The following is a 25,981-nucleotide window of genomic DNA, read 5'->3' on the forward strand; positions in this document are numbered from 1 at the left end:
CAGGCTAGCCCAGGCCCTGCCCGATCAGAGCGTGCGCGATCGTGAAGATCGCCAGCCCCGCGAGGGCTCCCACGACCGTGCCGTTGAGGCGGATGTACTGCAGGTCGCGGCCCACCATGAGCTCGATCTTCTCGGTGGTCTCGGCGGCGTCCCAGCGCGAGACCGTGTCGGTGATGATCGAGGCGATGTCGTGCCGGTAGCGGTCGACCAGGAACACGGCGGCGTCGGTGACCCACCCGTCGACACGGCGCTGCAGCGCGGCATCCGTCGTCAGCCGGGCCCCGACGTCGGCGAGCGCCGCCGTCGCGCGCGTGCGCAGTCCGCTGGCCGGGTCGCCGAGGGCGTCCAGCAGCCCCGACTTCGCGGTGTTCCACGCCTGCGCGGCGAGCTCGCGCACGCGCGGGCTGTCGAACACGGCGCTCTTGGCGTCCTCGAGGCGGCCGATCGTCGCCGGGTCGTGCTGGAGGCCGTCCGCGAGGCGGGCCAGGTAGCCGTCGATGGCGTGCCGGGCAGGATGCTGCGCGTCCGCGCGCACGGCGGCGACGAACTTGACCGCCTCGTTGTACACGGTGTCGTCGACCAGGCGGTGCGCGAGGCCGGGCACCCATCCGGGCAGCCGGCGCGAGACCAGTCCACCGAAGGCCTCGCGGTTGTGGTCGAGCCAGCTGCCGATGTTCTCGGCCGCGAGATCGACGGCGTTGTGGTGGGCGCCGGATGCGACGATGCGCTCCAGCCACGACCCCAGCGGCGGACCCCAATCGGGCCCGATCAGGTGCTGGCGGGCGAGATCCTCGATCACACCCTGCACGTCGTCGTCGCTGAGCGCCCGCAGAACCCCCGCGGCCATCGCCGACCCCTCGGCGGCGACCCGCTCGGCGTGCGCCGGATCGCTCAGCCACTCGCCGAGGCGCGCGGCGATCGCCGTCGATTCGAGCTTCGTCCGCACGACATCGGCGCGGAGGAACTCGGTCTCGACGAACTCGCCGAGCGTGCGGCCGATCTCGTCCTTGCGGCTCGGGATGATCGCGGTGTGGGGGATGGGGATGCCGAGCGGATGCCGGAACAGCGCCGTCACCGCGAACCAGTCCGCCAGCGCCCCGACCATGCCGCCCTCCGCCGCCGCCCGCACGTACGCGAGCCAGGAGAAGCGGGCCTGCAGCGCGAAGGCGATGACGAACAGCACCGCCATGAACAGCAGGGCGCCCAGCGCCACCCCCTTCATGACCCGCAGCGCGCGGCGCCGCTCCTGATCGGCCGGGCTGAGCAGCGCGGTGGGGGTTCGAGCCATGCCCGTCATCCTCGCACGCGAGTCGGGCGACGCCTCGGGGGTAGCCTTTCGGCGTGATCGAGAACATCAAGAAGCGCGCGCTGCACCGCACGAGCATCCTCGAAGGACAGCTCCGGGGCCTCTCGAAGATGATCGAGAACGAGGACTACTGCATGGACATCATCGCCCAGTCGCGGGCGATCGAGAAGGCGCTCGAGTCGCTCAACCGCCTGCTGCTCGAGAACCATCTGCGCACCCACGTGACCGACATGTTCGAGTCGGGCGGCGAGGAGCGCGATCAGGCCGTGGCGGAGCTGCTGAAGGCGTTCGACTTCGACCGCCGCTGACCTGCGTGCTCGTGGGGCGTCAGGTGTCGAGGGGCCCGAGCCAGGCCGCGGCGACCGTGGAGCGGGCGGACTCGGGATCCGAGGGATGGAACTGCCCCGCGAGGACGTCCCGGTACAGGCGGCCGAGCTCGGACCGGGAGAAGTAGGAGGAGCCTCCGGCCACCAGCATCCCGTCGTCGACGATCTCCTTCGCCGCCACCACCGCGCGGTGCTTCAGACCCGACAGCAGCGAGAACCAGCGCGCGCCGTGATCGGCGCGCTCGTCCACGTCGCGGGCGAGCGCGGCCAGCTGCGGCGGCAGAGCGTCGTAGGCGAGCGCCATGTCGGCGATGCGGCGGCGGATGTCGGGGTCCTGGCTGTACGCCAGCCCGGTCTTCTTCGAGCGGCGCCCGTGCGCGGTGTCGACGGCGAGGTCGAGGGCCCGGCGCGCGATACCGGTGTACACCGACGCGAGGAGGATCTCGAAAACGCTGAAGATGCCGAACACGATCGGGTCGGGATTCGGTCCGGGCGCGACGCGACGCACCACGCGAGCGGCGGGGGCGACCGCCCCGTGCAGCTCGGTGGTGCGGCTCTGCGTTCCGCGCATGCCTACGGTGTCCCAGTCGTCGCGGGTGACGACGGCATCCGACCGTGGCACGAAGGCGTAGACGAACTGCGGGGCGTCGGGTGACGTCGTGTCGAGGCCGTGCAGCCCGAGCTGCGTCCATACGGGCGCGAGCGACGTGAAGATCTTGGTGCCGGTGAACGCGTACGAGCCGTCGGCCTGCGGCGCGGCCTGCGTGTCGCTGCCGAACAGCACGAGGTCGTTGCCCGTCTCGCTGATCCCGAAGGCGAAGACCTCGCCCGCCGCGGCACCCGTCTGCACGAACGCGAGGTCGTCGATCCCGCGGTCCCGCAGCACCTTCGCGACGCCCGTCCAGACCAGGTGCATGTTGATCGCGAGGGCGGTCGCCGGCGCGGCGCCGGCGAGGCGCTGCTGGAGCACGGATGCCTCGGCAAGCCCGAGCCCCGCGCCGCCGCGGTCCTCCGGCACGAGGATCGAGAGGTACCCGGCATCGTGGAGGTCGGCGAGATCGTCGATCGGGAAGGTGTTGTCGCGGTCGTGGACGGCCGCGCGCTCGCGGAACCGCTCGAGCATCGCGTCGGGGAGCCGTGCGGCGGGATCGAAGGCCGGCGCGGTCATGCCAGCGCCTCCCGCAGCTGCCGCAGCGTCTCCTCAGGGTCGTCGCGGTGCGCGGAGTGGCCCGCACCGGCCACCACCGACACCGTCACGTGCGGGTTGGCGTGCAGCTCCTCCACGACGGTGCCGGCGAACAGCGCGCCCAGCGCGGGATCCGCCGCGATCACGTGCATCGGAACGGTCAGGCGGAGTGCGGCATCCCGCTCGTCCCACTCCGGGTTCTGCACGCTGGTCTGATCGACTGCCCAGCGGCTGGCCTGACGTGTAGAGAGGGTCTTGAGCTCGACATCCAGCTCGTGCCAGTGCGGGTGCTCGGCGCGCACGGCCTCGATCGAGGGGTCGTCGAACGAGCGCACCTGTCCGGCGCGCACCGACGCGCGATCCTCCTCGACGAGGTGGACGGCCGGATCGATCGGCACGAGGCGGCGCGTCCAGTCGGGGTGGTCGGCGGCGGCGACGATGGAGGCGACACCGCCCAGCGAATGCCCGATGACGGCGTCCCACGCGCCGCCGTCGTCCGGGCGGGTACCGGCCAGGTCGGCGGCGTAGGCGGCGATCGTGTAGTCGAGGGCGCGCGGTGCCGTGCCGTGTCCGCGCAGGTCGACGGCGACCGCGTACCAGCCGTCGTCGGCGAGCGCGGTGCCGACGCGCCACATCAGCGGGCCGTTGGATCCCAGCCCGTGCACGAGCAGGGCGCGGCGAGGTGCGAGCGGATCGCCCCACGCGAGGCGGGGCAGTGTGACCGGTGCGGGCATGGCTCCAGCCTACGAGCGGCCCGGCGCCCCGGCATCCGGCCCCACAATGGAGGGATGATCTCGACGGAGCTGGCGCAGTCGCTGCGGACGGCCGGGCTGGTCTGGCACCCGGCATCCGGCGACCGCTTCCAGCTGAACGAACCCGAGTTCGAGGCCGACGTCTTCACCGTCAGCGAGATGACGATCGAGCCGCGCGAGTATCCGACCGGGCGGATCCTCGCCTTCAACGGCACGACCGAGTGGGCGCTGGACTCGGTCGCGCTCGAAGACGCGCTGTGGCTGCCCGCCGAGGCGCAGCTGCGCGAACTGCTGCGCGGCGCATTCCGGGCGCTTCGGCGCCTCGCCGACACGCACGAGGTCGAGATCGTGGTCGGCGGCGAGTCGCTCGTGTTCGAGCATCCCGAACCCGCCGACGCCTACGCGCTCGCGGTGCTGGAGCTTCTGCGCCGCATCGCGTGAGGCCGGGACCGCCGCGGGCCGGTCAGCGCGCCGCGGGTGAGCTGATCAGGCCCGTCGTCAGCGCGGCGAACGCGTCGAGGTAGAGCGCCGCGTCCCGCGGTGCGGGCTCGTCCAGCCAGGCCTCCAGCAGGCCGACCGAGCCGTGCGCCACGAAGCGGGCGGTGGCTTCGAGCGCGAACGTGCCGTCGGCGCCGGGGGTCGAGAACGGCGGACGGAGGCGGTTGGTGTCCTCGAGCATCCGCAGACTGTCGCGGAAGTGGGCGGACAGCAGGCCGCGCACGCCCCCGTCCGCGGCCTCCAGCAGACCGCGGCGGTAGATGGCCTCGTGCGCCTCGACGTGGGCGAGCACCGCGCGGGTGGTGTGCACGACCGCCTCGCCGACCTCCACACGCGGGTCGCCGAGATGGCGGACGCGGATCTCGTCCAGCTCGGTCCGGAGGGCGAGCGCGAGCAGCGCGTCGGGCGACGCGGCGTGCTCGTAGAACGTGGAGCGGTGCACCCCGGCGCGGCGGGCCAGCTCGGTCGCGGTCAGCTCGGCGACCGGTCGATCGGCCGCCAGCTCGAGCACGGCCGCGTACAGGCGCAGATGCGACGTGCGGGGTGCGGGCACGTGCGGCTCCTCCCGGTGCGGGGCAGTGGATGCGAGGAGTAGTCTACCGTTATCCGACATTTGTCGGATAACACCCACCGCGCCCGAGGCGCGAGAGATGGAGCAGGGCACATGGCCACGTACGACGTCGCAGATCGTTCCGCGATCGTGACAGGCGCGGGATCGGGTATCGGACGGGCGACCGCGCTGGTCCTCGCGGCGAGCGGAGCGGCGGTGCTCGTCGCCGACATCTCCGCGGATGCCGCGAACGCCGTGGTCGGTGAGATCACCGCCGCAGGCGGCACCGCGGTCGCGTTCGTGGGCGATGTCGCCGACCCCGACGTCGCCGAGGCCATGGTCGCCGAGGCCCAGAAGCTCGGGCCGCTGCGAATCGCGGTCAACAACGCCGGTATCGGCGGTGCGGCGGCACCGATCGGCGAGTACCCGATCGACAGCTGGCGCAAGGTGATCGAGATCGACCTCAACGCGGTCTTCTACGGCCTGCGCGCCCAGCTCCCGGCGATGGTCGCCGCCGGCGGCGGATCGATCGTGAACATGGCGTCGGTGCTCGGCGCAGTCGGCATCCCGATGTCGTCGGCCTACGTCACCGCCAAGCACGGCCTCATCGGTCTCACCCAGAACGCCGCCCTGGAGTACGGCGCCGACAAGGTCCGCGTCAACGCGGTCGGCCCCGGCTTCATCCACACTCCGCTCGTCGACGCGAACCTCGACCCGGACGCGCAGGCGGCGCTGGCTGCCCAGCACGCGCTCGGTCGCCTCGGCACCGCGGAGGAGGTCGCCGCGCTCGTGGCCTTCCTCGCCTCGGACGCCGCCGCCTTCGTCACCGGCAGCTACCACCTCGTCGACGGCGGCTACGCGGCCCACTGACGTCCTGCCGGCCCGCTCACCCGACACGACACGCCCTCCGCGCCGTTCCGCGAGGGCGTGTCGCGTCGGGTGGACGGCCGGTCAGACGCCGATCGTGAGAGCCGCGGTGTAGCCGCCCGTCACCGAGCCCGACATCGTGGCGAGCTGGTGGATGCCGCCGTCGTCGCCGAAGACCATGTCCTTCTGCAGGGACGTCTGGGAGAGGTTGCGCACGCTCTGCTCGTAGCCGGCGGTCGCGTACACGGCCTGGTCGATCTCGGCCGGAAGGGCGATCTGCGACGTCTTCACGATCGGACCCGACGCCACCGCGTGGGCCACGTCGTCGTACACCTCGAAATGGATGTGCGGCCACCGTCCCGAGTAGCAGGCCGGGTAGATCGACGTGAACGTCACCGTGCCGTTCGCATCGGTGGCCTGCACGCCGCGGAGGTAGTTCTCGTTCTGCACGCCCTGGCTGTACAGCGAGTAGTTGCCGTCGCGGTCGCAGTGCCACAGGTACACGCCCTTGCCCACGAGCGCGGCGCCGGTGGCGGCATCCCGCACCGTCAGGGCGATCGTGAGCGGGATGCCCGGGGCCACCGTGGTGGACGAGCCGAAGCTCGAGCGGATGTCGCTGCGCACGATCCCCGAATCGTCGAGCACGTTGACGCCGTTCGATCCGTCGGCCGGGTACGGGCCGCCGGTCTCGTCGGGCACCGCGGAGAGAGGACCGGATGCCGCGGCGGTGGGCGTGCTCGTGGCGGACGCCGTGGGCGTCGGCGTCGCGGTCGCCGTCGCGGAGGGGCTGGCAGACGAGGTCGCCTGCGCGGTCACCCCGCACGCCGACAGCAGCGATGTCAGCGCGACCCCGCCGAAGATGCCGAGCGCCCGGCGGCGGCCGATGAGGGTCTGGATGTCGTAGACGAGGCCGCGGTGATCCTCGTCGATGGGGTCGCCGTTGCGGTCGACCCAGCGGTCGTCGTCGTGTGTCATGACCCCAGGAAAGGATGCCGCGCTATGCGTCCGCTATGACCCGTCTATGCCGGGGCGAGGCATCCGTCGCCCTCAGGTGATGGTGGGCACGGGCTCCGTGTCGGGGATGGGGCTCGCATCGCGGTGCCGCAGATCGGGGAACCCGCGGAAGAACAGCACCGCGACCAGCAGGCCCGCGATCGCGAACCCGGATGCGGCCCAGTACGCGCCCTGCGGGCCGACGCCGTCGATGAGCAGCCCCGCGACAGCCGATCCGGCGGCGGCGCCGATGAGCTGGCCCGTGCCGACCCATCCGTACGCCTCCGCCGTGTCGCTGAACTTCACGCTCGCCGAGGTCACGGCGAAGATCATCGCCAGTGCCGGAGCGATGCCGATGCCCGCGGCGAAGAGCGTGCCGCCCAGCCACCACACGTTCAGCGACACCATCGTGAGGGCGAGCCCGGCCGCGACGATGCCGAGCCGGCGGGCCATCGACCACGGACCCATCGGGATGTGTCCGAACGACAGTCCGCCGGCGAGGCTGCCGATGGAGAACACCGCCAGTACGAGCCCCGCCTCGAGCCCGCCGTGCCCGAACGTCGACACGACGCCCGCCTCGACGGCCGAGCACGCGCCGATGAGCAGGAACCCGACCACGGTGGCCAGCAGCACGGGGGGCTTGGCGAGCACCTTGCCGAACGAGCGGCGGCTGCGCGGGATGCGGACGCGGCCGACCTCGGGCGAGAGGATGAACCACGCCCCGCCGCCGATCAGGATCACGACGATGAGGATGAGGGCGGGCACGGTGCCGACCTGCGTGGCCACGAACGTGATCACGACCGGCGCCAGGATCCAGATGATCTCCTGCAGCGATGCGTCGAGCGAGAACAGCGGGGTGAGCTGCCGGGAGTTGACCATCTTCGGGTAGATCGTGCGCACGGCGGACTGCACCGGGGGAGTGGACAGTCCCGCGACGAGGCCCAGGCCCATGTAGACGGGGAGGACCGAGTCGACCACGGCCAGGGCGGTGATCGCCGACGCGCACACCGCGAGCGTGAGGGTGAGCACGCGCCGCATGCCCCACACGCCCATCCAGCGGCTCGTCACCGGGCCCGCGACCGCCTGGCCGACGGACGTCGCGGCCAGCACCAGGCCGGCGGCGCCGTACGACCCGGTGACGTGCTCGATGTGCAGCAGGATCGCGAGGCTCGTCATGCCGTTGGGGAACCGCGCCGTCAGCTGTGCCGCGATGATGCGCCCCACGCCCGGAGTGCGCAGAAGATCCCGATAGCCCGCCACTCCTCCACGGTATCGCCCGCGACGCGCCGCGACACGCCGGAGGGCCCGTTTCCACAGGCCGGGGGATGTCGGCGGCCCTCTCTATCGTGAGCCCTGTGGATGGATGTCTCCGAGGCATCCGAATCTCCCGTGATTCAGGGTTTTTCCAGGTTCGGGGCGAGGCGCCGGCCTGTGGATGAATCGGTGGACAACCTGTGTTGTACATGGGGAGAGCGGTGGAAAATGACAGTCGTGTAACTACTACCTGTTGTGGTTGCTTCCAATGTCCGTACCCATATGTAGTATTGGTCTCCCGGCGGGGGAACGCCGTTCTCAGACAAGACATCGAGCGGAAAGGGGATCGCACATGGCGATCACGGTCTACACCAAGCCCTCTTGCGTCCAGTGCAACGCGACCTATCGCGCGCTGGACTCCAAGGGCATCGAATACGAGGTTCTCGACCTCTCTCAGGACCCGGCGGCGCTCGAGCAGGTCAAGGCGCTCGGCTACCTCCAGGCGCCCGTCGTCATCACCGACGAGGACCACTGGTCGGGCTTCCGTCCCGACAAGATCGACGAGCTCGCCAGCCGCCTGGCCTGACCATGGCCGCGAGTGTGGCGACCTCCGCTCCGCTCCTGGTCTACTTCTCGAGCGTCTCGGGCAACACCGCGCGCTTCATCGAGAAGCTGGGCCTGCGGGCGGTGCGGCTGCCGCTGCATGCCGCGGACGCGCAGCCCGTCGTCGATGAGCCCTATGTGCTGGTCACCCCCACCTACGGCGGGGGTGCCGGCCGGGGCGTCGAGAAGGGTGCGGTCCCCAAACAGGTGATCCGGTTCCTCAACGACGAGCACAACCGCAGCCTCATCCGCGGGGTCATCTCCGCGGGCAACACCAACTTCGGCGAGCACTTCGGGCTCGCCGGCGACATCATCAGCCGCAAGTGCTCCGTGCCGCACTTGTACAGGGTCGAGGTATTCGGCACGCCGGACGACGTACGACGCGTGAGCGAGGGATTGGAACGATGGCAGAAGCAGTGGTGAAGGACGCCGACTTCAAGACGCAGGCGCGCTTCGAGGGGATGGACTACCACGCCCTCAACGCGATGCTCAACCTGTACGACGCGGACGGGAAGATCCAGTTCGACGCCGACAAGCGCGCCGCGCGGGAGTACTTCCTGCAGCACGTGAACCAGAACACCGTGTTCTTCCACTCGCTCCAGGAGCGACTCGACTACCTCGTCGAGAAGGAGTACTACGAGCCCGCGGTGCTCGAGAAGTACTCGGGCGCGTTCATCCAGCAGCTCAACGACTTCGCCTACGGCAAGAAGTTCCGCTTCGAGACGTTCCTCGGCGCGTTCAAGTACTACACCAGCTACACGCTGAAGACCTTCGACGGCAAGCGCTACCTCGAGCGCTTCGAGGACCGCGTCGTGATGACCGCCCTCGCCCTCGCCGACGGCGACGAGACGCTCGCCACCAACCTGGTCGACGAGATCCTCTCCGGTCGCTTCCAGCCCGCCACCCCGACGTTCCTCAACGCCGGCAAGGCGCAGCGCGGCGAGCTCGTGTCGTGCTTCCTGCTGCGCATCGAAGACAACATGGAGTCGATCTCGCGCGGCATCAACTCCTCTCTGCAGCTGAGCAAGCGCGGCGGCGGCGTGGCGCTGCTGCTGTCGAACATCCGCGAGGCGGGCGCGCCGATCAAACAGATCGAGAACCAGTCGTCGGGCATCATCCCGGTCATGAAGCTGCTCGAAGACAGCTTCAGCTACGCCAACCAGCTCGGTGCGCGTCAGGGCGCCGGCGCGGTGTACCTCAACGCCCACCACCCCGACATCATGCGGTTCCTCGACACCAAGCGCGAGAACGCCGACGAGAAGATCCGCATCAAGACGCTCTCGCTGGGCGTCGTCGTCCCCGACATCACGTTCGAGCTCGCCAAGAACGGCGAGGACATGTACCTCTTCTCGCCGTACGACGTCGAGAAGGTCTACGGCGTGCCGTTCGGCGACATCTCGGTGAGCGAGAAGTACCGCGAGATGGTCGACGACCCGCGCATCAAGAAGACGAAGATCAACGCGCGCGAGTTCTTCCAGACGCTCGCCGAGATCCAGTTCGAGTCGGGCTACCCGTACATCATGTTCGAGGACACGGTGAACAAGGCCAACCCGATCAAGGGTCGGATCAACATGTCCAACCTGTGCTCCGAGATCCTCCAGGTCAACACGCCGACCACCTACAACGAAGACCTGTCGTACGCCGAGATCGGCAAGGACATCTCGTGCAACCTGGGCTCGCTCAACATCGCGCTGGCGATGGATGGCGGCGACCTCGCCAAGACGGTGGACACCAGCATCCGCGCCCTCTCCGCCGTCAGCGACCAGAGCCACATCGCCTCCGTCCGCTCGATCGAGTCGGGCAACGACCGGTCGCACGCGATCGGCCTGGGGCAGATGAACCTGCACGGCTACCTGGCCCGCGAGCACGTCTACTACGGCTCCGAAGAGGGCGTCGACTTCACGAACATCTACTTCTACTCGGTGCTGTTCCACGCGCTCACCGCGTCGAACAAGATCGCGATCGAGCGCGGCGAGGCCTTCGACGGGTTCGCCGACTCCACGTACGCGTCGGGCGAGTTCTTCGACAAGTACATCGATCAGGCATGGGTGCCGGCCACCGACAAGGTGAAGGACATGTTCGCCGGTCACCACATCCCCACCCAGGACGACTGGACCGCGCTGAAGGCGAGCATCCAGAAGCACGGCATCTACAACCAGAACCTGCAGGCGGTGCCTCCGACCGGCTCGATCTCGTACATCAACAACTCGACGTCGTCGATCCACCCGATCGCGGCGAAGATCGAGATCCGCAAGGAAGGCAAGCTCGGGCGCGTGTACTACCCGGCGGCGTTCATGACGAACGACAACCTGGAGTACTACCAGGACGCGTACGAGATCGGCTACGAGAAGGTCATCGACACGTACGCCGCGGCCACGCAGCACGTCGACCAGGGCCTGTCGCTCACGCTGTTCTTCAAGGACACCGCCACCACGCGCGACATCAACAAGGCGCAGATCTACGCGTGGCGCAAGGGCATCAAGACGATCTACTACATCCGCCTCCGCCAGATGGCGCTCGAGGGCACGTCGATGGACATGTGCGTCTCGTGCACGCTGTGATGACCGGTCGTTGAGCGAGTAGGGCGAACAGGAACGCGATGCCTGAGTCACGTCATGGATGGGTCCCCTTCGTGGGGCTCATCTATGGCGTCAGGCAGCTCGGGTCGCCGGAGTACCGCTACGTCGGGTTGACGACCAAGACGGTGACTCGGCGAAAGTCGGAGCACTTCAAGGTCGCCGACGGCGGACGCAAGACGGCGTTCGCCGACTGGCTCCGCACTCGTGACGGTCGGGAAGATGCGTACTTCCATTCGCTGGAGCTCGTCATGAGCGAGGATCTCGCCGACCTCGGTGCCGCAGAAGAACGGTGGATCGAAAAGCTGCGCGCCGAGGGGCACCGACTGCTCAATCTCAATGACGGCGGGCTCGGCAATCACGGCTACGTATGGACGGACGAGCAGCGCGCTGCGGCATCGGCCCGGCACCGCGGTCGAAAGCGGGAGAACCTGCCGACCGGGCCAGACCATCCCTCGTGGGGCACGAAGCGCTCAGCCGAGACACGGGCGCGAATGTCGGAGCAGCGCAAGGGGATGAACTCGGGGGCCGCCAATCCGAACTTCGGCAAGTTCGGGCAGGACCACCCGGCATTCGGACGCAGGCTTTCCGACGAGACCAAGGCGCGACTCTCGGAGCAGCGGCGCGGCGAACGGAATCCCAACTTCGGCAGGGTCATGAGCGATGAGGACAAGAAGAAGCGGTCCGACGCCCTCAAAGGTCGACCGATGCCCTCCAGCAGGCGCAGTGCGCACACCCGGCACCACACGAACAAGAACGTCTACAAAGAAACCTGCACACACTGCCTGGACGATCGGCGTTCTCAGGCGAACGAAGGAACCACGAATGACTGAGAAGCTCAAGCTCCTGAACGAGGTTCAGGCGATTAACTGGAACCGCATCCAGGACGAAAAGGATCTCGAGGTCTGGAACCGCCTTGTCAACAACTTCTGGCTGCCCGAGAAGGTGCCGCTGTCCAACGACATCCAGTCGTGGAACACGCTCACCCCCGAGGAGCAGACCCTCACGATGCGGGTGTTCACCGGACTGACGCTGCTGGACACCGTGCAGGCCACGGTCGGCGCCGTCTCTCTCATCCCCGATGCGATCACCCCGCACGAAGAGGCCGTCTACACCAACATCGCGTTCATGGAGTCTGTGCACGCCAAGAGCTACTCGTCGATCTTCTCGACGTTGTGCTCGACGAAGGACATCGACGAGGCGTTCCGCTGGTCCGTCGAGAACCCGAACCTTCAGAAGAAGGCGGCGATCGTCATGGAGTACTACCGGGGTGACGAGCCGCTGAAGCGCAAGATCGCCTCGACGCTGCTCGAGTCGTTCCTGTTCTACTCGGGCTTCTACCTGCCGATGCACTGGTCGAGTCGGGCGAAGCTCACGAACACGGCAGACCTCATCCGCCTCATCATCCGCGACGAGGCCGTGCACGGGTACTACATCGGCTACAAGTTCCAGAAGGGGCTCGAGCGCGTCGACGAGGCCAAGCGCGAGGAGCTCAAGGACTACACGTTCTCGCTGCTGTACGAGCTCTACGACAACGAGGTGCAGTACACGCAGGACCTCTACGACTCCGTCGGGCTGACCGAAGACGTCAAGAAGTTCCTGCACTACAACGCCAACAAGGCGCTGATGAACCTCGGCTACGAGCCGATGTTCCCCTCGACGGTCACCGACGTGAACCCGGCGATCCTGTCGGCCCTGTCGCCGAACGCCGACGAGAACCACGACTTCTTCAGCGGGTCCGGCTCGTCGTACGTCATCGGCAAGGCCGAAGCCACCGAAGACGAGGACTGGGACTTCTGACCTCCCGATTCTGACGCCGGCCCGAAGCGGCCGGGAAGAGGCCCGGATGCGCAGGATGCTGCGGATCCGGGCCTCGTCGTCGAGGCACGGACCGCGCCGGGCTATCGCCCAGGACGACGCGCGCGCGCATCCGGACGCTCACGCAGGGTTCCGCAGGAGTCGCTCGAGCAGTTCCAGTGCCTCGCGCTGCGGGATGGTGTCGTCGATGAGCCACTGGGTCTGCAGCCCGTCGGAGGCGGCGATGACGAGGGAAGCCACGGCGACCGGGTCGACGTCGGTGCGGATGCGCCCGGCACGCTGTCCGTCGCGCACCCGCTGCGCCAGGTGCTCGCGCACCCGTGAGAACCAGTCGTCGGCGAACGCGGTCGCGGTCGGGTGACCGTCCTCGATGGCTGCCGCCATGAGCATCGAGTAGAGCTGGACCAGGCCGGGAACCTCGCGGTTGACGCGTGCGGATTCGATCATCACCTCCACGGGGGTCGCTTCGTCGCCGATGCTGATCCGCCCGTCGGTCGCCCTGTCGCCCTCGAGATAGACCGCGACGAGCAGCTCCTCGAGCGACCCGAAATGGTGCGTCAGCGTCCCGTGCGTCACGCCCACCTCATCGGCGATCGCACGCAGGCTGGTCTTGTTCGCCCCCCGTCGGGCGAACACCTCGATGGCGCGGTCCAGGATCTGCTGCTTACGGGCATCGCCCTTGGCGTAACCGCCCCGCTTCGCGCGTCGGGGGACATCATCGGGCATGGCTCGAGCCTAGCGTCGCGAAAGATTCCAGATGGAAGTGTCATCCCGCAGACCGCGGCCGCACGTCGGTCGGCGGTTGACCGACGAGCCTTCCATCTCATAAACTTCCATCTGGAAGGTTTAACGGCCTCCATCCCCGCAGCGATCGCTGCCGCTCACCGAGGAGAAGGTCACCGTGGCTCTGCCCGAAGAATCCAAGCCGCTGGCATCCGTCCAGCTGTACACGCTCCGGGACGCGTTCTCGGTCGACATGGGCGGGGCGCTCGACAAGCTCGCCGCCATCGGGCTCGAGAACGTCGAGGCGTTCGACTTCGTCCGCCGACCGAAGGAGATCCGGAGCGCTCTGGATGCCGCGGGTCTCGCGTCGCCGACCGGTCACGCGCCCCTGCTTTCGGACGAGCTGTGGACCCCCGACGGCTCCATCCCGACGCCGGCGCCCGAGATCGTCTTCGAGGCGGCCGCGACGGTCGGACTGACCACGGTGATCGACCCGTTCGTCGCACCCGATCGATGGCTGACCCTCGAGGGCGTCACCGACATCGCCGACCGTCTCAACCGGCTCGTCGACGTCGCGGCCGGCTTCGGGCTGAGCGTCGGATACCACAACCACGCGCAGGAGTTCGTCGCGGACTTCGACGGGCAGACTGCGTTCGAGCGTTTCGTCGAGCTGACGGACCCCCGCGTCGCCATCGAACTCGACCTCTTCTGGGCGCTGGTGGGCGGGCAGGACGGCGTCGGCCTGGTCTCCCGGCTCGGCGACCGCCTGATCGCGGTGCACGTGAAGGACGGCGTCGCCCCCGCGGTGAACCCGTTCGGCCCGGACGCCGGGGATTTCGGCTCCGCCGCGCTCGATCAGCGCCGGCCTGCCGAGGGCGATGTGCCGCTCGCCGACGCACTGCGCGCCGGGTCGGCCGTGCAGTACGCGGTCATCGAGTACGACAACCCGCCCGGAGACGTGTTCGACGACATCGCCGCCAGCTACGCCTTCCTGACGGACGGCGGGTTCGTCCGATGAGCGCGGTCGGTATCGGCATCATCGGCGTCGGCGTCATCAGCGACACCTACCTGCAGAACCTCTCGTCGTTCCCCGACGTCGAGGTCGTGATCGTGGGCGATCTGCTGGTGGACCGCGCCCGCCGGCAGGCCGAGAAGTACGGCGTCGCCGCCCACGGCACCGCGGCCGACGTGCTCGCACATCCGGGCGTCGACCTCGTCGTCAACCTGACGATCCCGGCCGCGCACATCGAGGTCTCCCGCGCCGCGATCGCCGCGGGCAAGCACGTGTGGACGGAGAAGCCCCTCGGCCTCGACCGCGACGCGGCGGCACTCCTGCTGGCGGAGGCCGCCACAGCCGGGCTCCGGGTCGGCTCGGCACCCGACACCCTCCTCGGCCCGGGCTTCCAGGCCGCGCGCCGCGCGATCGAGTCGGGACGGATCGGTCGGCCGCTGTTCGCGCAGACGGTGTTCCAGACGCAGGGGCCCGACCTCTGGCATCCGAACCCCGCCTTCCTGTTCGCTCAGGGTGCCGGGCCGCTACTCGACATGGGCCCGTACTACTTCTCGGCGCTCGTGAGCCTGTTCGGCGCCGTCGACCGCGTGTCGGCGTTCGGCACGAAGGCGCACGAGGAGCGGTGGATCCGCACCGGACCGGACGCGGGCCAGGGCTTCCCGGTCGAGGTTCCCTCCACGATGCAGATCATCGCGTCGTTCGACTCGGGCGCGCAGTCGCAGAGTCTGCTCAGCTTCGACTCGGCTCTCGAACGCCACGGCGTCGTCGAGATCCACGGCACCGACGGCTCGATCGTCATCCCCGACCCGAATCAGTTCTCCGGCCGGATCGCCGTCGTCGCACCGCTCGGCGTGCTGCGCGACGGGATGTCGTTCGAGCAGGAGTGGATCGAGATCGAACACGACCCGATCGAGGTCGGTCGCGGGCTCGGAGCGCTGGACATGGTGCGGGCGATCGCGGCGGACCGCCCGCACGTCGCGTCGGGCGCGCTCGGATTCCACGTGCTCGACGTGCTCCTGTCGGCAGGCGAGTCCGCCTCGACCGGCGAGACGGTCGAGATCCGCAGCGACGTCGCGCCCGTTCCGCCCCTGCCCGACGGCTTCGACCCGTTCGCCTCGACGCTCTGAGACGGGCGGGCGCTCCCCGTCGTCTCGACCGGCTCAACCTTCAACTAGACTGAAGGTGCGGCCGAGCCGGGCCGCGTCGCCTGCACCCGAGGAGAGTCGTGTTCCGCACGCCGTTGGCCCTGTTCCGCACCTTCGCGATCGCCGAGGCGATCTCGTGGACCCTGCTGATCGGGGGGCTGATCCTGCGCGCGACGATCGGGTGGGATGCAGCGGTCTCGGTGGGCGGCGGCATCCACGGGTTCGTCTTCCTGGCGTACGCGGCCACCGCCGTGCTCGTCGCGAAGAACCAGCGATGGGATGCCGGGCCCACCGTCATCGCGATCGTCAGCGCCGTCGTGCCCTATGCCACGGTGCCGGTCGAGCTGTGGCTGCACCGCTCGGGCCGGCTCGCGGGGGACTGGCGTCTGCAGGAGACCTCGGACCCGCGCGACCGCCGCTGGCACGACCGGCTGATGCGGGCTCTGCTCACCCGTCCGCTGCTGCTCGCGGCCGGGCTCGCCGTCGTGCTGATCGCGGTGTTCGTGGTGCTTCTGCTCGTCGGGCCGCCCGGCGGCAAGGGCTGAGTCAGGCTCAGGGCTCCGGCGTCACGCCGAGCACGGCGTCGAGCAGGCCGGGGAACCGTCCGTCGAGGTCGTCGCGGCGCAGCGTCAGCACGCGGAACCGCCCGTTGGGGTCGTTGCGGATGACGCCGGCCTCGCGCAGCACCTTCATCAGGTGCGACTTGGTCGACTTCGGCATCGTCGGGTCCACCGCGTGGCAGAGTGCGGCATCCATCGGTCCGTCGCGCAGCTGACGCACGATCTCGAGGCGGTCCGGGTCGCTCAGGGCGAACAGCACGGCGCTCAGCTCGAGGGCGTCCCGGTCGGGATGCGGCAGCTCCGTGGCGGCAGGCATGGTTCGAGAATAGTTGAACCATGAGGGAATGGGGAGTACGTTCGGTGAGTTCCAAGATTATGGAACCACCACCGACAGGAGACCCATGAGCGCCACGGCGACGGCATCCGTTCCCCTCCCCGGCATCACGTCTTCGGCGCGCACGGGTCGCGGACTCGCGCTCGGCGTGGTCGCCACGACCCTGATGCTCGCCGGGGCGAGCGCGCCCTCACCGTTCTATCCGCTCCTGCAGGAGCGGCTCGGTCTCGGCTCCGCGGGCGTCGCGATCGCGTTCGCCCTGTACGCCGTGGCCCTGCTGATCGCGCTCCTGACGGTCGGCTCGCTCTCCGACCACATCGGCCGCCGCCCTGTCCTCACCGCCGGGCTCGGGCTGCTCGCGGTGGCGGTGCTGCTGCTCTGGCTCGCCGACTCGGCGGCGATGCTCTACCTCGCTCGCACGCTGCAGGGCCTCGCGAGCGGTGCGCTCGTGGCCACGACCTCGGCGCTGGTCACGGACACGGCTCCGCGCCCGCAGCATGCGGCCCTGCTCAACTCGCTCGCCCCGATGGCGGGTCTCGCGCTGGGAGCCCTGGTCGCCGGCATCCTGCTGCAGCTGATCCCGGATGCCGCAGCCACCGCGACCTTCCTGCCCCTCGTGCTCGCCTACCTGGTCTTCGCGGCCCTCATCTGGACCGTTCCGGAGACCTCGCCGCGCGAGCCGGGCTGGCGGCGCGCGCTCCGCCCGCGAGCGGCCGTGCCCGCCGCGGCGCGCGGACTGTTCGGCATCAGCATCCCCATCGTGCTCGGCGGCTGGGCGACCGGAGGGCTGTTCCTCTCACTCGGCCCGAGCATCGTGCACAGCGAGCTGCACGTGGACGGCCAGCTCGGCCCGGCACTCGTGGTCGGTGTGCTGCCCGCCGCCGGCGCGATCGCCGCGTTCGCCATGCGCCGCCGACGCCCGGCGGTCACCGCCGTCTACGGCGCCGCCGCGCTCGCGCTGGGGACGCTCATCATGCTGCTCGCGCTCGTGCTCGGCTCGCTCCCGATCTACGTCCTCGCCGTGGTGATCGCCGGCACCGGGTTCGGCACCGCGTTCATGGGCACGGTGGCATCGCTCATCCCGCTCGCGGCGGTGCACGAGCGCGCCGAGCTGTTCGCCTCGCTCTACATCGTCGCCTACCTGTCGTTCGGCGTTCCCGCGGTGGTCGCCGGCGTGCTGGTGGGCATCGTCGGCCTGCACGCCACGGTGATCGGCTACGCCATCGCCGTCGCGCTCGCGGCGGGCATCGCCTCGGTCGTGCGGGCGCGGTGGCAGGCGGGTCAGGCCCGGGGAGCCTGACCCGCCGGCATACCGCTCGGCTCAGCCGCTCGGCTCAGCTCCAGGACGGCAGCTGCTGCAGCGTCCAGGTGTTGCCGTCAGGGTCGTCGAACGAGACGAACCGGCCCCATGCTAGATCGTCGACCCCGCGGGCCTCGACCCCGGCCGCCTGCAGGTCGGCGAGCGCCTGATCGGCATCGGGCACGACGACCTGGATGGTGTTCTGCTTCCCCGGTTCGAGATCGATGCCCAGCCCGGTGCCGAGCGCGATCGAGCAGGCCGACCCGGGCGGCGTGAGCTGCACGAACCGCATCCCCTCGGACGGGCTCTGATCGTGGTCGGCGGTGAAGCCGATCTTCACGTAGAAGTCCTTCGCGCGGTCGACATCGGTCACCGGCACGAAGATGAGCTCGATCTTCCAGTCCATCCGTCACTCCTGTCGCTCGAGACGGCGCTGCGGTGCGTCCGTCACGCCCCACGATAGGAGGGCCCGCCGACATCCGGAACAGGGTGCACGCCCGCGCCCGCAGGCCCCAGGATGGGAGCATCCCGCCCGCACGAAAGGCTCCGCCATGACCTCGCGCTCTCCGCACGTCGCCTCGCTCGTGTCCGCCCCTCCGGTGTTCGAGAGCGAGCTCGGCAGTGTGACCCAGCTGACGGCGGCTTCGTTCCCGATCCTGTCCCGCATGTCGCTGAAGCGGATCGTGCTCGAGCCGGGCGCCATGCGCGAGCCACAGTGGAACGTGAACGCCAACCAGCTCGCCTATGTCACGGCGGGGCGCGTGCTGGTGTCGATGCTGGGCAACGCCGACGGGTTCTCGACGTTCGTGGTGGAGGCGGGGCAGATGTACCACGTCGAATCCGGTGCGATCTATCACGTCGAGAACGTCGGTGCGGGGACGGCGGAGATCATCGCCGCCCTGCGCTCCGATGACCCGCAGCACTTCTCGTTGACGGCGGGCGTGAACGCGATGACCGACGCCGTCCTCGGCAACACCTACGACCTGCCGGCGGCCTCGTTCGCGGCGTTCGCGAGGCCGGATGCCGCGCAGCTCCTCCGTCGAGAAGGCCCGGCGCGCATTCCGGAGACCGCAGGACTCCCCAACGCCCATCTCTTCGACGCTGACGGGCAGATCGCCCCGCTCGCCTCGAAGGCCGGGTTCGCCAAACTCGCCCGTCGGCAGTACTGGGCCGCGCTGTCGGACCTGTCGATGTACCACCTGCACGTCACGGGCGCCGGCATGCGCGAACCGCACTGGCACCCGCGCACCGCCGAGCTCGGCTACGTGTGGAAGGGACGCGGACGGATGCGGGTGCTCGCCCCCGACGGCACGCTCGACGAGTACGAGCTCGAGCCCGGCCAGGCCTACTTCATCCCGCGCGCCTACCCGCACCACATCGAGGCGCTGGGCGACGAGGGCCTCCACTTCCTCATCTTCTTCGACCGCGCCATGCCCGGCGACATCGGCTACCGCGCGACCGCGTCGGCGTTCTCCCGGGAGGTGCTCGCGGCGAGCTTCGGCGTGCCCGAGCGGGACCTGCCGGTCTTCCCGTTCACTCCCATCGACCCCCTCTTGGTCGACCGCCGCAACCCGCGCGATCCGGAGCGCCCGGGCCGGGAGTGACCGCGCGCCCGCGTCCCCATCGCCCCGCCCGCGACTAGCATGGGCGGGCCGGTGTGCGTCAGAGGAGGCGATGTGGCCACCCAGACCCCGTCAGATCACGGCCCGTCCGATCCGCAGCCGCCGCGCGGCGAGCGGCCTCCGTTCAGTCCCGTGATCGCGCTGCTGACCGTCTCGGCGGTGTGGGACGCCACGCTCAACGCGCAACTGCGCGATGTCGCACTCACGACCCGCAAATACGGTCTGCTCGCCCACCTCGAGGCGACGCCGGGCATCTCGTTCAGCGAGCTCGCGCGCCGCTCCCGCATCACGGTGCAGAGCGCGCACACCGCCGTCGGCGCGCTCGTGCAAGCCGGGTTCGTCGTCGACGCGACCGCGCACGCGGGTGCGCCGTCCGACCTGCGCGTCACCCCGGCGGGCACCCGCACACTGCGCGAGGCCGATGCCCGGCTGGCGGCGCTCGACGCCGACTTCGGCCGGGGCGCGCCCGCACTCACCGCCGCCCTGCAGGGGCTGCACGAGAAGCCGTTCGAGGCTCCGGCGGCAGACGACTGAGCCGAGGCATCCGATTCGGGGCCATCATGGGAGCGTGACCCGACTCCCGCTCGCGCAGGCAGCACCCGCCGCACCCGCCCCGCACCGCAAGAAGAAGAAGCACGTCAGCGGCGATCGGCTGTCGGCGACGCTCATGTTGGTCGGCGTCGCCCTGGCGATGGTGTGGGCGAACCTCCCCGGCGGCGGCTACGAGGAGTTCTGGTCGATGCCGGTCGACCTGTCGCTCGGCGGCACGCACTGGGAGTTCACGCTGCACGAGCTGGTCAACGACGGCCTCATGACGCTGTTCTTCTTCCTCGTCGGGCTGGAGGTGAAGCGCGAGCTCACGATCGGCGAGCTGACCGATCGCTCGCGCGCGACCGTGCCGATCGTCGCCGCGATCGCGGGGCTCGCCGTTCCCGCGCTGCTGTACGTCGCGATCGCCGGCGGGACGAGCGAAGCGGATGCCTGGGGTGTCGTGATCTCGACCGACACCGCGTTCCTCCTCGGCGCGCTCGCGCTCATCGGACCGAAGTTCCCTGCGCGACTGCGCACGTTCCTGCTCACCCTGGCGGTGGTCGACGACATCGGCGCGCTGCTGGTGATCGGCCTGTTCTACACGAGCGGGCTGAGTCTCGTGCCGTTCGCGGTCGCGATCGTGCTCATGGTGCTCATCGCCCTCGTGCGCTTCCTGCCCGTCGGACGCGGGTTCGCCTACTCGACCCTGGCCATCGCGCTGTGGGTCGCGGTCTCGCTCGCCGGCGTGCACCCCACCCTCGCGGGCGTCGCCGTGGCCCTGCTCATCCCGGTGTTCCCGCCGCGCCGCACCGACGTCGAACGCGCCGCCGAGCTGACCCAGGCGTTCCGCGAGTCGCCCAACCCGAGCTACGCCGCGGCGGTCTCGCGGAGCCTGCGCGACTCGCTCTCGATCAACGAGCGCATCGACAACGCGTGGCGCCCCTACATCTCCTACCTCGTGCTGCCGCTGTTCGCCCTCGCCAACGCGGGCGTCCACATCGACGGCCAGACGCTGGGCGCGGCGCTGGTGTCGCCGATCGCGTGGGGCATCATGGCCGGTCTGGTGATCGGCAAGTTCGTCGGCATCGCCGGGGGCACCGCCCTCGTGCGGGTCCTCGGCAAAGGCGTGCTCGCGCCCGGGCTCACGATGCACCGCGTGGCGGGGGGAGCGGTGCTGTCGGGCATCGGGTTCACCATCTCGCTGTTCCTCGTGCCGATCGCCATCAGCGACCCCGAGACGCAGAACATCGCACGGGTCGCGGTGCTCGCGGCATCCGTCGTCTCCTTCCTGCTCGGCTGGGCGGTCATCGCGATCGGCGACCGGATCAGCCCGCCCACCGCCGTGGGCCTCAAGCTCGCACGACCCGTCGACCCCGACCGCGACCACGTGAAGGGCTCGATGGAGGCGCCGTACGAGATCGTGGAGTATGGCGATTACGAGTGCCCGTTCTGCAGCCGTGCCACCGGCTCGGTCGACGCGGTCCGCGAGCACTTCGGCGACCGCATCCGGTGGGTGTGGCGGCACTTCCCCCTCGACACCCCGCACCCGCACGCGCAGGAGGCCGCGCAGGCGGCGGAGGCGGCCGGTCGGCAGGGGCAGTACTTCCAGATGGCGGCGAAGCTGTTCGCCCACCAGGATCGCCTCGAGCGCGACGATCTGTTCCGCTACGCCGAGATGCTGGGCCTGGACGCCGACCGCTTCGCCGAGGACTTCTCGTCGGCGAAGGTGGCCCGTCGCATCCAGGACGACCGGCTCGACGCCGAGGTGATGGACCTCAACACGACGCCCACGTTCTTCATCAACGGCAAGCGGCACATCGGCCCCTACGACTCCGCCTCCCTCATCCGGGTCGTCGAGACCCCGCTCGCTCAGCGGCGCCTGCAGTAGCGGCCGGCGTCACCAGCGCGGCACGCGGAGGTCTGCCCACACCAGCCGGTGGTCGCTGCTCGGGAACGGGTAGACGCCCGTCAGCCGCGACAGCGGATCGGACTGCGCCGGCCAGAACACCTCCGCACGCACCGGGATGAGCGCGAGCGACGGCAGCACGTAGTCGGCGCGGAGGTTGCCCGGAGCGGTGTCGGCGAAGTCGGCGGTGTCGTAGCGCGGGTCGCTCCGGTGGGCGAGGTTCGCGCCGCCCTGCAGAGCGGATGCCTCCACCCCGCCCGGCGACGTCGGCTTCGGGTCGCGGATGCGCCAGTTCCCGAGCAGCTGGGTGATCGCGGCATCCACCGAGTCGCCGTCCTTCGGGTCGGCGTTCTGGTCGCCGAGGATCACGAACGAGTCCGTCACCCGGAGTCCGCCGCGCGCACCTGCGTCATCGACGATGTAGCGCGAGGAGACGGGGGAGATGTAGTCGGACCAGAAGCGGATCTCGTCGTGGTTGCGGCGGCCGTTGCGGTCCTCCGGTCCGTCGAAGGTCGGCGGCGTGGGGTGCGAGGCGAGCACGTGCACGGTGTGGCCGCCCACGTCGATCGGCACATCCCAGTGCGACTTGCTCGACAGGCGCACGACTCCCAGCTCCTCCGGGGTGAACCAGTCGGCCGGTGCTGCGGTGGCGGGGTCGTCGGGGAGGAGGGCGCCGGGCATGTCCTTCCAGAGGAAGTTCTGGAACGTGCGCACCTTGTCGGTGCGGATCGGATGCTTCGACAGCGCCACCATCCCGTACTGCCCCTCGAACTGCCCGAACCCGAGCGCGTCGTCCCCGCCGCCGACCGTGCCGTCGTTGTTGAGATCGAATCCACTCGGGACGCCCGTGTTCGACGGGGCGGTGAAGACGTACGGGTAGTCGACGGGGTTCGCGCCGTTCTGGCCGACCTTCAGGTAGTTCGCGCGGAACAGATCGACCGCCGCGCCGCCGGCGACGTAGTCGAACTCGTTGAGGAGCACCACGTCGGGGTTCGCGCGCTGGATCACCTCGGCGACGGTGCGGGCCTGCGCGTTGTCGGGCGTCGAGAGGTCGCGCACCAGATCGCCCGCGGCGTTGCGGTTGAGCGAGAGGTTGTAGGTGGCGACCCGGAGGGTCTGCTTCTGGTAGATCCCGCCCCAGCCGCCGGTCGCGGGCTGGGCGGAGGACGAGGAGATCTGCGCGGAGGCGGCGGGAGCGCCGAGGGCGACACCCGAGATCACCGCTGCGGAGGCGGCGATCACGGCGAGGACGCGGGCGGACGGGCGACGGGTGGGCATGAGAGCTCCTTCGATCCGGCGGTGGGCGTGCCGTCCACGCTATGAGTCTCCGATGACGCCCAGGGGAACGGGGCATGAGGGGATTCTCATCGGCCGGGAATAGCCTGTGCGCTCCGCCGTTGAGCTTGATACGCCTTGGCTCAAGTATAAACTTGAGTCAGATCGACTCACCTTTACGGGAGACCACGCAATGCCTGAGAACTTCACCCCCGACGGCGCCGACAACGGCTCGAGCGCCTTCGACGACTTCCTGTCGCGCTACCTCGACGGTGAGCGCGCCCGTGCCGCACGGTCCATCGACCTGAGTCGCTTCCTCAGCGCCCGCACTCAGCAGGTGCTCCAGGAGGCCGGTCGTTTCGCCCTCGAGCGCGGCCAGCACGAGCTCGACGCCCTCCACGTGCTGCGCGTGATCGTGCAGCACGAGCCGGCCGACGAAGCCGTGCGCCGGGTCGGCGCCGACCCGCGCGCGATCGCCCACGCCGCCGAGGAGCGACTGCCCGCCGCGACCTCGACCGCCGAGGTCGACGCCGCGGTTATCGCGCCCTCGGTGCAGCGGGCGCTCTTCCACGCTTATCAGGTGGCGCGCGCCTCCGGCTCGACCTATGTCGACCCCGAGCACCTGTTCTTCGCGCTCGTGATCGCGCAGGATGCGCCCGCGGGCCAGGTGCTCGCACGCGCCGGCGTCACGGCCGAAGCGCTCACGCAGGGTATGCGGGAGACCGTCGGCGCCGACGGCACGACCCCGCAGACCGCGCCCGACGGGCGGACGGATGCCGCGGCATCCGACACTCCGATGCTCGACCGCTTCGGCACCGACCTCACCGAGCGCGCCCGCCTCGGCGAGCTCGACCCCGTGATCGGACGGGCCGACGAGATCGAGCAGACGATCGAGATCCTCAGCCGCCGCACGAAGAACAACCCCGTGCTGGTGGGGGAGGCCGGCGTCGGCAAGACCGCGATCGTCGAGGGCCTCGCCCAGGCGATCGTCGACGGAGCCGTGCCCGAGCAGCTGCGCGGCAAGCGCGTCGTGGCGCTGGACCTGCCCGCGATGCTCGCCGGCACCCGCTACCGCGGCGACTTCGAGGAGCGTCTCACGCAGACGATGGACGAGATCACGGCGGGAGCCGGGGAGCACATCGTGTTCATCGACGAGGTGCACACCGTCGTCGGCGCCGGGGGCGGCGGCGAGGGCGCCATGGACGCCGGCAACATCCTCAAGCCCCGCCTCGCGCGCGGCGACCTGCACCTCGTGGGCGCCACGACGCTCAAGGAGTACCGCGTCATCGAGAAGGACCCCGCGCTCGAGCGCCGGTTCCAGCCGGTGCGCGTCGGCGAGCCCTCGATCGAGGACGCGCTGCTGATCCTGCGCGGCCTGCGTGCCGCCTACGAGGAGCACCACGCGGTGACGTACACCGACGGGGCGCTGCGCGCCGCCGTCGAGCTGTCCGACCGCTACCTCTCCGACCGCGTGCTGCCCGACAAGGCGATCGACCTGATCGACCAGGCCGGGGCACGGCTGCGGCTGCGCCTCGGCGTGACCGTCGACGTGTCGGCGCTCATCGAGCGACTCGCCGAGCTGGAGGCCGACAAGAACGCCGCCGTCTCCGCCGAGCACTACGAAGAGGCCTCGCGCATCCGCGACGCCATCACCGAGGTGCAGTCGCGTCTCGACGAGACAGCCGCCGCCGGTGCCGTGCGCGCGGGCGACGCGGTGGTGGACGAGGCGCAGATCGCGGCCGTGATCAGCCGGGCCACCGGCATCCCCGCCTCCCGGCTGACCGAGACCGAGCGCGAGCGGCTCGCCACCCTCGAGGACGAGCTGCACGAGCGCGTGATCGGGCAGGACGCCGCGGTCGCCGCCGTCGCGAAGGCCGTGCGGCGCAACCGCACCGGGATGGGCGACGCGCGCCGCCCGGTCGGGTCGTTCCTGTTCCTGGGCCCCACCGGCGTCGGCAAGACCGAGCTGGCGAAGGCCCTCGCGGGGTCGCTGTTCGATGACGACACCGCCGTCATCCGTTTCGACATGAGCGAGTTCGGCGAGCGGCACACGGTGTCGCGCCTGGTGGGAGCCCCTCCGGGATACGTCGGCTACGACGAGGCCGGACAGCTCACCGAGCGCGTGCGACGCAACCCGTACTCGATCGTGCTGTTCGACGAGATCGAGAAGGCGCACCCCGACGTGTTCAACCTGCTGCTGCAGGTGCTCGACGACGGGCGCCTGACCGACGGCCAGGGCCGCACGGTCGACTTCCGCAACGCGGTCATCGTGATGACCTCCAACATCGGCAGCGAGTTCCTCGCGTCGCGCTCGGGCGCCCTCGGCTTCGTCGCCGACGGCGGCGGGGCCACCGGCTTCGGATCGGAGGACGACCTGCGCGCCCGCGTGATGGGGCGTCTGCGCGAGGCGATGCGACCGGAGTTCCTCAACCGCATCGACGAGATCGTCACGTTCCGCAAGCTCGACCGTCCGCAGCTCGAGCGCATCGTGCGCCTGCTGCTGGACGCCACGTCGTCACGGCTCGCGCGCCGCGAGGTCGGCATCGAGGTGACCGACGCCGCCGTGGCGTGGATCGCCGAGAACGGGTACGAGCCCGAGTACGGCGCCCGCCCGCTGCGGCGGGTGATCCAGCGCGAGGTCGACGACCGCATCGCGGAGCTGTTCGTCGACGGTCACCTGACCGACGGCGGGTACGTGACGGTGGATGCCGCTGATGGCGCGCTCGTCGTGACGGCCGGGGTGGCGCTGGCTCGCGCCGCCTGACCCCCGACATCCCCTCCCGACCGCGAGAACCCGTTCCCTCGTCGAGACCACCGCACTCTGCGGTGTTCTCGACGAGGGAA

Annotated in this window: 26 protein-coding genes; 16 read left to right on the forward strand and 10 right to left on the reverse strand. The window is 69.9% G+C overall.

Features of this window, described 5'->3' with window-relative positions:
- Window positions 1-4: 4 nt before the first annotated feature.
- Entirely contained in the window at window positions 5-1,288 is a 1,284-nt protein-coding gene (locus ACSJDX_RS09250; RefSeq protein ID WP_438352395.1) for a DUF445 domain-containing protein, read from the reverse strand.
- 53 nt (window positions 1,289-1,341) lie between these two features.
- Between ACSJDX_RS09250 and ACSJDX_RS09255 the strand changes: the two genes are divergently transcribed.
- Entirely contained in the window at window positions 1,342-1,614 is a 273-nt protein-coding gene (locus tag ACSJDX_RS09255; RefSeq protein WP_438352396.1) for a metal-sensitive transcriptional regulator, read from the forward strand.
- A 19-nt stretch (window positions 1,615-1,633) separates the two neighbouring features.
- Here the strand turns inward: ACSJDX_RS09255 and ACSJDX_RS09260 are convergent, their stop codons facing one another.
- Both ACSJDX_RS09260 and ACSJDX_RS09265 read right to left on the reverse strand, forming a co-directional pair.
- Complete coding sequence (locus tag ACSJDX_RS09260; RefSeq protein ID WP_438352397.1) at window positions 1,634-2,800, reverse strand: acyl-CoA dehydrogenase family protein; 1,167 nt, start codon at window positions 2,798-2,800, stop codon at window positions 1,634-1,636.
- Window positions 2,797-3,552: an alpha/beta fold hydrolase gene (locus ACSJDX_RS09265; RefSeq protein ID WP_438352398.1), complete on the reverse strand. Its 756-nt coding sequence runs from the start codon at window positions 3,550-3,552 to the stop codon at window positions 2,797-2,799. Before ACSJDX_RS09265 ends, ACSJDX_RS09260 begins: the two co-directional genes overlap by 4 nt.
- A 54-nt stretch (window positions 3,553-3,606) precedes the next feature.
- Here ACSJDX_RS09265 and ACSJDX_RS09270 point away from each other — a divergent pair, with 54 nt between their 5' ends.
- Window positions 3,607-4,011 (forward strand): pilus assembly protein CpaE, encoded by a 405-nt coding sequence (locus tag ACSJDX_RS09270; protein ID WP_438352399.1) that lies wholly within the window; start codon window positions 3,607-3,609, stop codon window positions 4,009-4,011.
- Between the two features lie 22 nt (window positions 4,012-4,033).
- Here the strand turns inward: ACSJDX_RS09270 and ACSJDX_RS09275 are convergent, their stop codons facing one another.
- Window positions 4,034-4,621, reverse strand: coding sequence for a TetR/AcrR family transcriptional regulator (locus ACSJDX_RS09275; RefSeq protein WP_438352400.1), 588 nt, complete (start codon window positions 4,619-4,621; stop codon window positions 4,034-4,036).
- Window positions 4,622-4,732: 111 nt separating this feature from the next.
- Between ACSJDX_RS09275 and ACSJDX_RS09280 the strand changes: the two genes are divergently transcribed.
- Window positions 4,733-5,488, forward strand: a complete 756-nt coding sequence (locus ACSJDX_RS09280; RefSeq protein WP_438352401.1) for an SDR family NAD(P)-dependent oxidoreductase — start codon at window positions 4,733-4,735, stop codon at window positions 5,486-5,488.
- Window positions 5,489-5,569: 81 nt separating this feature from the next.
- Here ACSJDX_RS09280 and ACSJDX_RS09285 read toward each other — a convergent pair whose 3' ends face one another.
- Together ACSJDX_RS09285 and ACSJDX_RS09290 are read right to left on the reverse strand one after the other, a co-directional pair.
- Window positions 5,570-6,460: an intradiol ring-cleavage dioxygenase gene (locus ACSJDX_RS09285; protein ID WP_438352402.1), complete on the reverse strand. Its 891-nt coding sequence runs from the start codon at window positions 6,458-6,460 to the stop codon at window positions 5,570-5,572.
- A gap of 72 nt (window positions 6,461-6,532) precedes the next feature.
- A complete protein-coding gene (locus tag ACSJDX_RS09290) occupies window positions 6,533-7,738 on the reverse strand; it encodes an MFS transporter (RefSeq protein WP_438352403.1) in 1,206 nt (401 codons plus the stop codon).
- A gap of 346 nt (window positions 7,739-8,084) precedes the next feature.
- Here ACSJDX_RS09290 and nrdH point away from each other — a divergent pair, with 346 nt between their 5' ends.
- The 5 genes from nrdH (at window position 8,085) to nrdF (ending at window position 12,711) form a co-directional block, all read left to right on the forward strand.
- Window positions 8,085-8,318, forward strand: a complete 234-nt coding sequence (nrdH, locus tag ACSJDX_RS09295; RefSeq protein WP_438352404.1) for a glutaredoxin-like protein NrdH — start codon at window positions 8,085-8,087, stop codon at window positions 8,316-8,318.
- Window positions 8,319-8,320: 2 nt separating this feature from the next.
- On the forward strand, window positions 8,321-8,758 hold the full coding sequence (nrdI, locus tag ACSJDX_RS09300) for a class Ib ribonucleoside-diphosphate reductase assembly flavoprotein NrdI (protein ID WP_438352405.1): 438 nt from the start codon (window positions 8,321-8,323) through the stop codon (window positions 8,756-8,758).
- On the forward strand, window positions 8,740-10,896 hold the full coding sequence (gene nrdE / locus ACSJDX_RS09305) for a class 1b ribonucleoside-diphosphate reductase subunit alpha (RefSeq protein ID WP_438352406.1): 2,157 nt from the start codon (window positions 8,740-8,742) through the stop codon (window positions 10,894-10,896). Before nrdI ends, nrdE begins: the two co-directional genes overlap by 19 nt.
- A gap of 71 nt (window positions 10,897-10,967) precedes the next feature.
- On the forward strand, window positions 10,968-11,744 hold the full coding sequence (locus ACSJDX_RS09310; protein ID WP_438352407.1) for an NUMOD3 domain-containing DNA-binding protein: 777 nt from the start codon (window positions 10,968-10,970) through the stop codon (window positions 11,742-11,744).
- The gene (gene nrdF / locus ACSJDX_RS09315; RefSeq protein ID WP_438352408.1) at window positions 11,737-12,711 is read left to right on the forward strand and encodes a class 1b ribonucleoside-diphosphate reductase subunit beta; all 975 of its coding nucleotides are present in this window, start codon (window positions 11,737-11,739) and stop codon (window positions 12,709-12,711) included. The genes ACSJDX_RS09310 and nrdF overlap by 8 nt, the downstream gene beginning before the upstream one ends.
- A 138-nt stretch (window positions 12,712-12,849) precedes the next feature.
- Here the strand turns inward: nrdF and ACSJDX_RS09320 are convergent, their stop codons facing one another.
- The gene (locus ACSJDX_RS09320; RefSeq protein ID WP_438352409.1) at window positions 12,850-13,455 is read right to left on the reverse strand and encodes a TetR/AcrR family transcriptional regulator; all 606 of its coding nucleotides are present in this window, start codon (window positions 13,453-13,455) and stop codon (window positions 12,850-12,852) included.
- A 250-nt stretch (window positions 13,456-13,705) separates the two neighbouring features.
- On the opposite strand from ACSJDX_RS09320, the gene ACSJDX_RS09325 reads away from it, so the two are divergent.
- The 3 genes from ACSJDX_RS09325 to ACSJDX_RS09335 all read left to right on the forward strand — a co-directional run bounded on the left by ACSJDX_RS09325 (window position 13,706) and on the right by ACSJDX_RS09335 (window position 16,154).
- A complete protein-coding gene (locus ACSJDX_RS09325) occupies window positions 13,706-14,470 on the forward strand; it encodes a sugar phosphate isomerase/epimerase family protein (protein ID WP_438354962.1) in 765 nt (254 codons plus the stop codon).
- A complete protein-coding gene (locus tag ACSJDX_RS09330) occupies window positions 14,467-15,591 on the forward strand; it encodes a Gfo/Idh/MocA family protein (RefSeq protein WP_438352410.1) in 1,125 nt (374 codons plus the stop codon). Before ACSJDX_RS09325 ends, ACSJDX_RS09330 begins: the two co-directional genes overlap by 4 nt.
- A 98-nt stretch (window positions 15,592-15,689) precedes the next feature.
- A complete protein-coding gene (locus ACSJDX_RS09335) occupies window positions 15,690-16,154 on the forward strand; it encodes a DUF3817 domain-containing protein (RefSeq protein WP_438352411.1) in 465 nt (154 codons plus the stop codon).
- Between the two features lie 7 nt (window positions 16,155-16,161).
- On the opposite strand, the gene ACSJDX_RS09340 is transcribed toward ACSJDX_RS09335, so the two are convergent.
- Window positions 16,162-16,485 carry an ArsR/SmtB family transcription factor gene (locus tag ACSJDX_RS09340; protein ID WP_438352412.1) on the reverse strand — a complete coding sequence of 108 codons (324 nt, stop codon included), beginning with the start codon at window positions 16,483-16,485 and terminating at the stop codon, window positions 16,162-16,164.
- 85 nt (window positions 16,486-16,570) lie between these two features.
- Here ACSJDX_RS09340 and ACSJDX_RS09345 point away from each other — a divergent pair, with 85 nt between their 5' ends.
- Complete coding sequence (locus ACSJDX_RS09345; protein WP_438352413.1) at window positions 16,571-17,803, forward strand: MFS transporter; 1,233 nt, start codon at window positions 16,571-16,573, stop codon at window positions 17,801-17,803.
- A 34-nt stretch (window positions 17,804-17,837) separates the two neighbouring features.
- On the opposite strand, the gene ACSJDX_RS09350 is transcribed toward ACSJDX_RS09345, so the two are convergent.
- Window positions 17,838-18,209, reverse strand: a complete 372-nt coding sequence (locus tag ACSJDX_RS09350; RefSeq protein WP_438352414.1) for a VOC family protein — start codon at window positions 18,207-18,209, stop codon at window positions 17,838-17,840.
- Window positions 18,210-18,354: 145 nt separating this feature from the next.
- Between ACSJDX_RS09350 and ACSJDX_RS09355 the strand changes: the two genes are divergently transcribed.
- The 3 genes from ACSJDX_RS09355 to nhaA all read left to right on the forward strand — a co-directional run bounded on the left by ACSJDX_RS09355 (window position 18,355) and on the right by nhaA (window position 21,844).
- The gene (locus tag ACSJDX_RS09355; RefSeq protein ID WP_438352415.1) at window positions 18,355-19,407 is read left to right on the forward strand and encodes a cupin domain-containing protein; all 1,053 of its coding nucleotides are present in this window, start codon (window positions 18,355-18,357) and stop codon (window positions 19,405-19,407) included.
- A 72-nt stretch (window positions 19,408-19,479) separates the two neighbouring features.
- The gene (locus tag ACSJDX_RS09360; protein ID WP_438352416.1) at window positions 19,480-19,959 is read left to right on the forward strand and encodes a MarR family winged helix-turn-helix transcriptional regulator; all 480 of its coding nucleotides are present in this window, start codon (window positions 19,480-19,482) and stop codon (window positions 19,957-19,959) included.
- A 34-nt stretch (window positions 19,960-19,993) separates the two neighbouring features.
- Window positions 19,994-21,844, forward strand: a complete 1,851-nt coding sequence (nhaA, locus tag ACSJDX_RS09365; RefSeq protein WP_438352417.1) for a Na+/H+ antiporter NhaA — start codon at window positions 19,994-19,996, stop codon at window positions 21,842-21,844.
- A 9-nt stretch (window positions 21,845-21,853) separates the two neighbouring features.
- On the opposite strand, the gene ACSJDX_RS09370 is transcribed toward nhaA, so the two are convergent.
- Window positions 21,854-23,140 (reverse strand): endonuclease/exonuclease/phosphatase family protein, encoded by a 1,287-nt coding sequence (locus ACSJDX_RS09370; RefSeq protein WP_438352418.1) that lies wholly within the window; start codon window positions 23,138-23,140, stop codon window positions 21,854-21,856.
- A 190-nt stretch (window positions 23,141-23,330) separates the two neighbouring features.
- Here ACSJDX_RS09370 and ACSJDX_RS09375 point away from each other — a divergent pair, with 190 nt between their 5' ends.
- A complete protein-coding gene (locus ACSJDX_RS09375) occupies window positions 23,331-25,901 on the forward strand; it encodes an ATP-dependent Clp protease ATP-binding subunit (RefSeq protein WP_438352419.1) in 2,571 nt (856 codons plus the stop codon).
- Window positions 25,902-25,981: the final 80 nt, after the last annotated feature.

Origin of the sequence: Microbacterium fluminis, from assembly GCF_051549805.1 — a bacterium.
Taxonomy (GTDB): domain Bacteria; phylum Actinomycetota; class Actinomycetes; order Actinomycetales; family Microbacteriaceae; genus Microbacterium.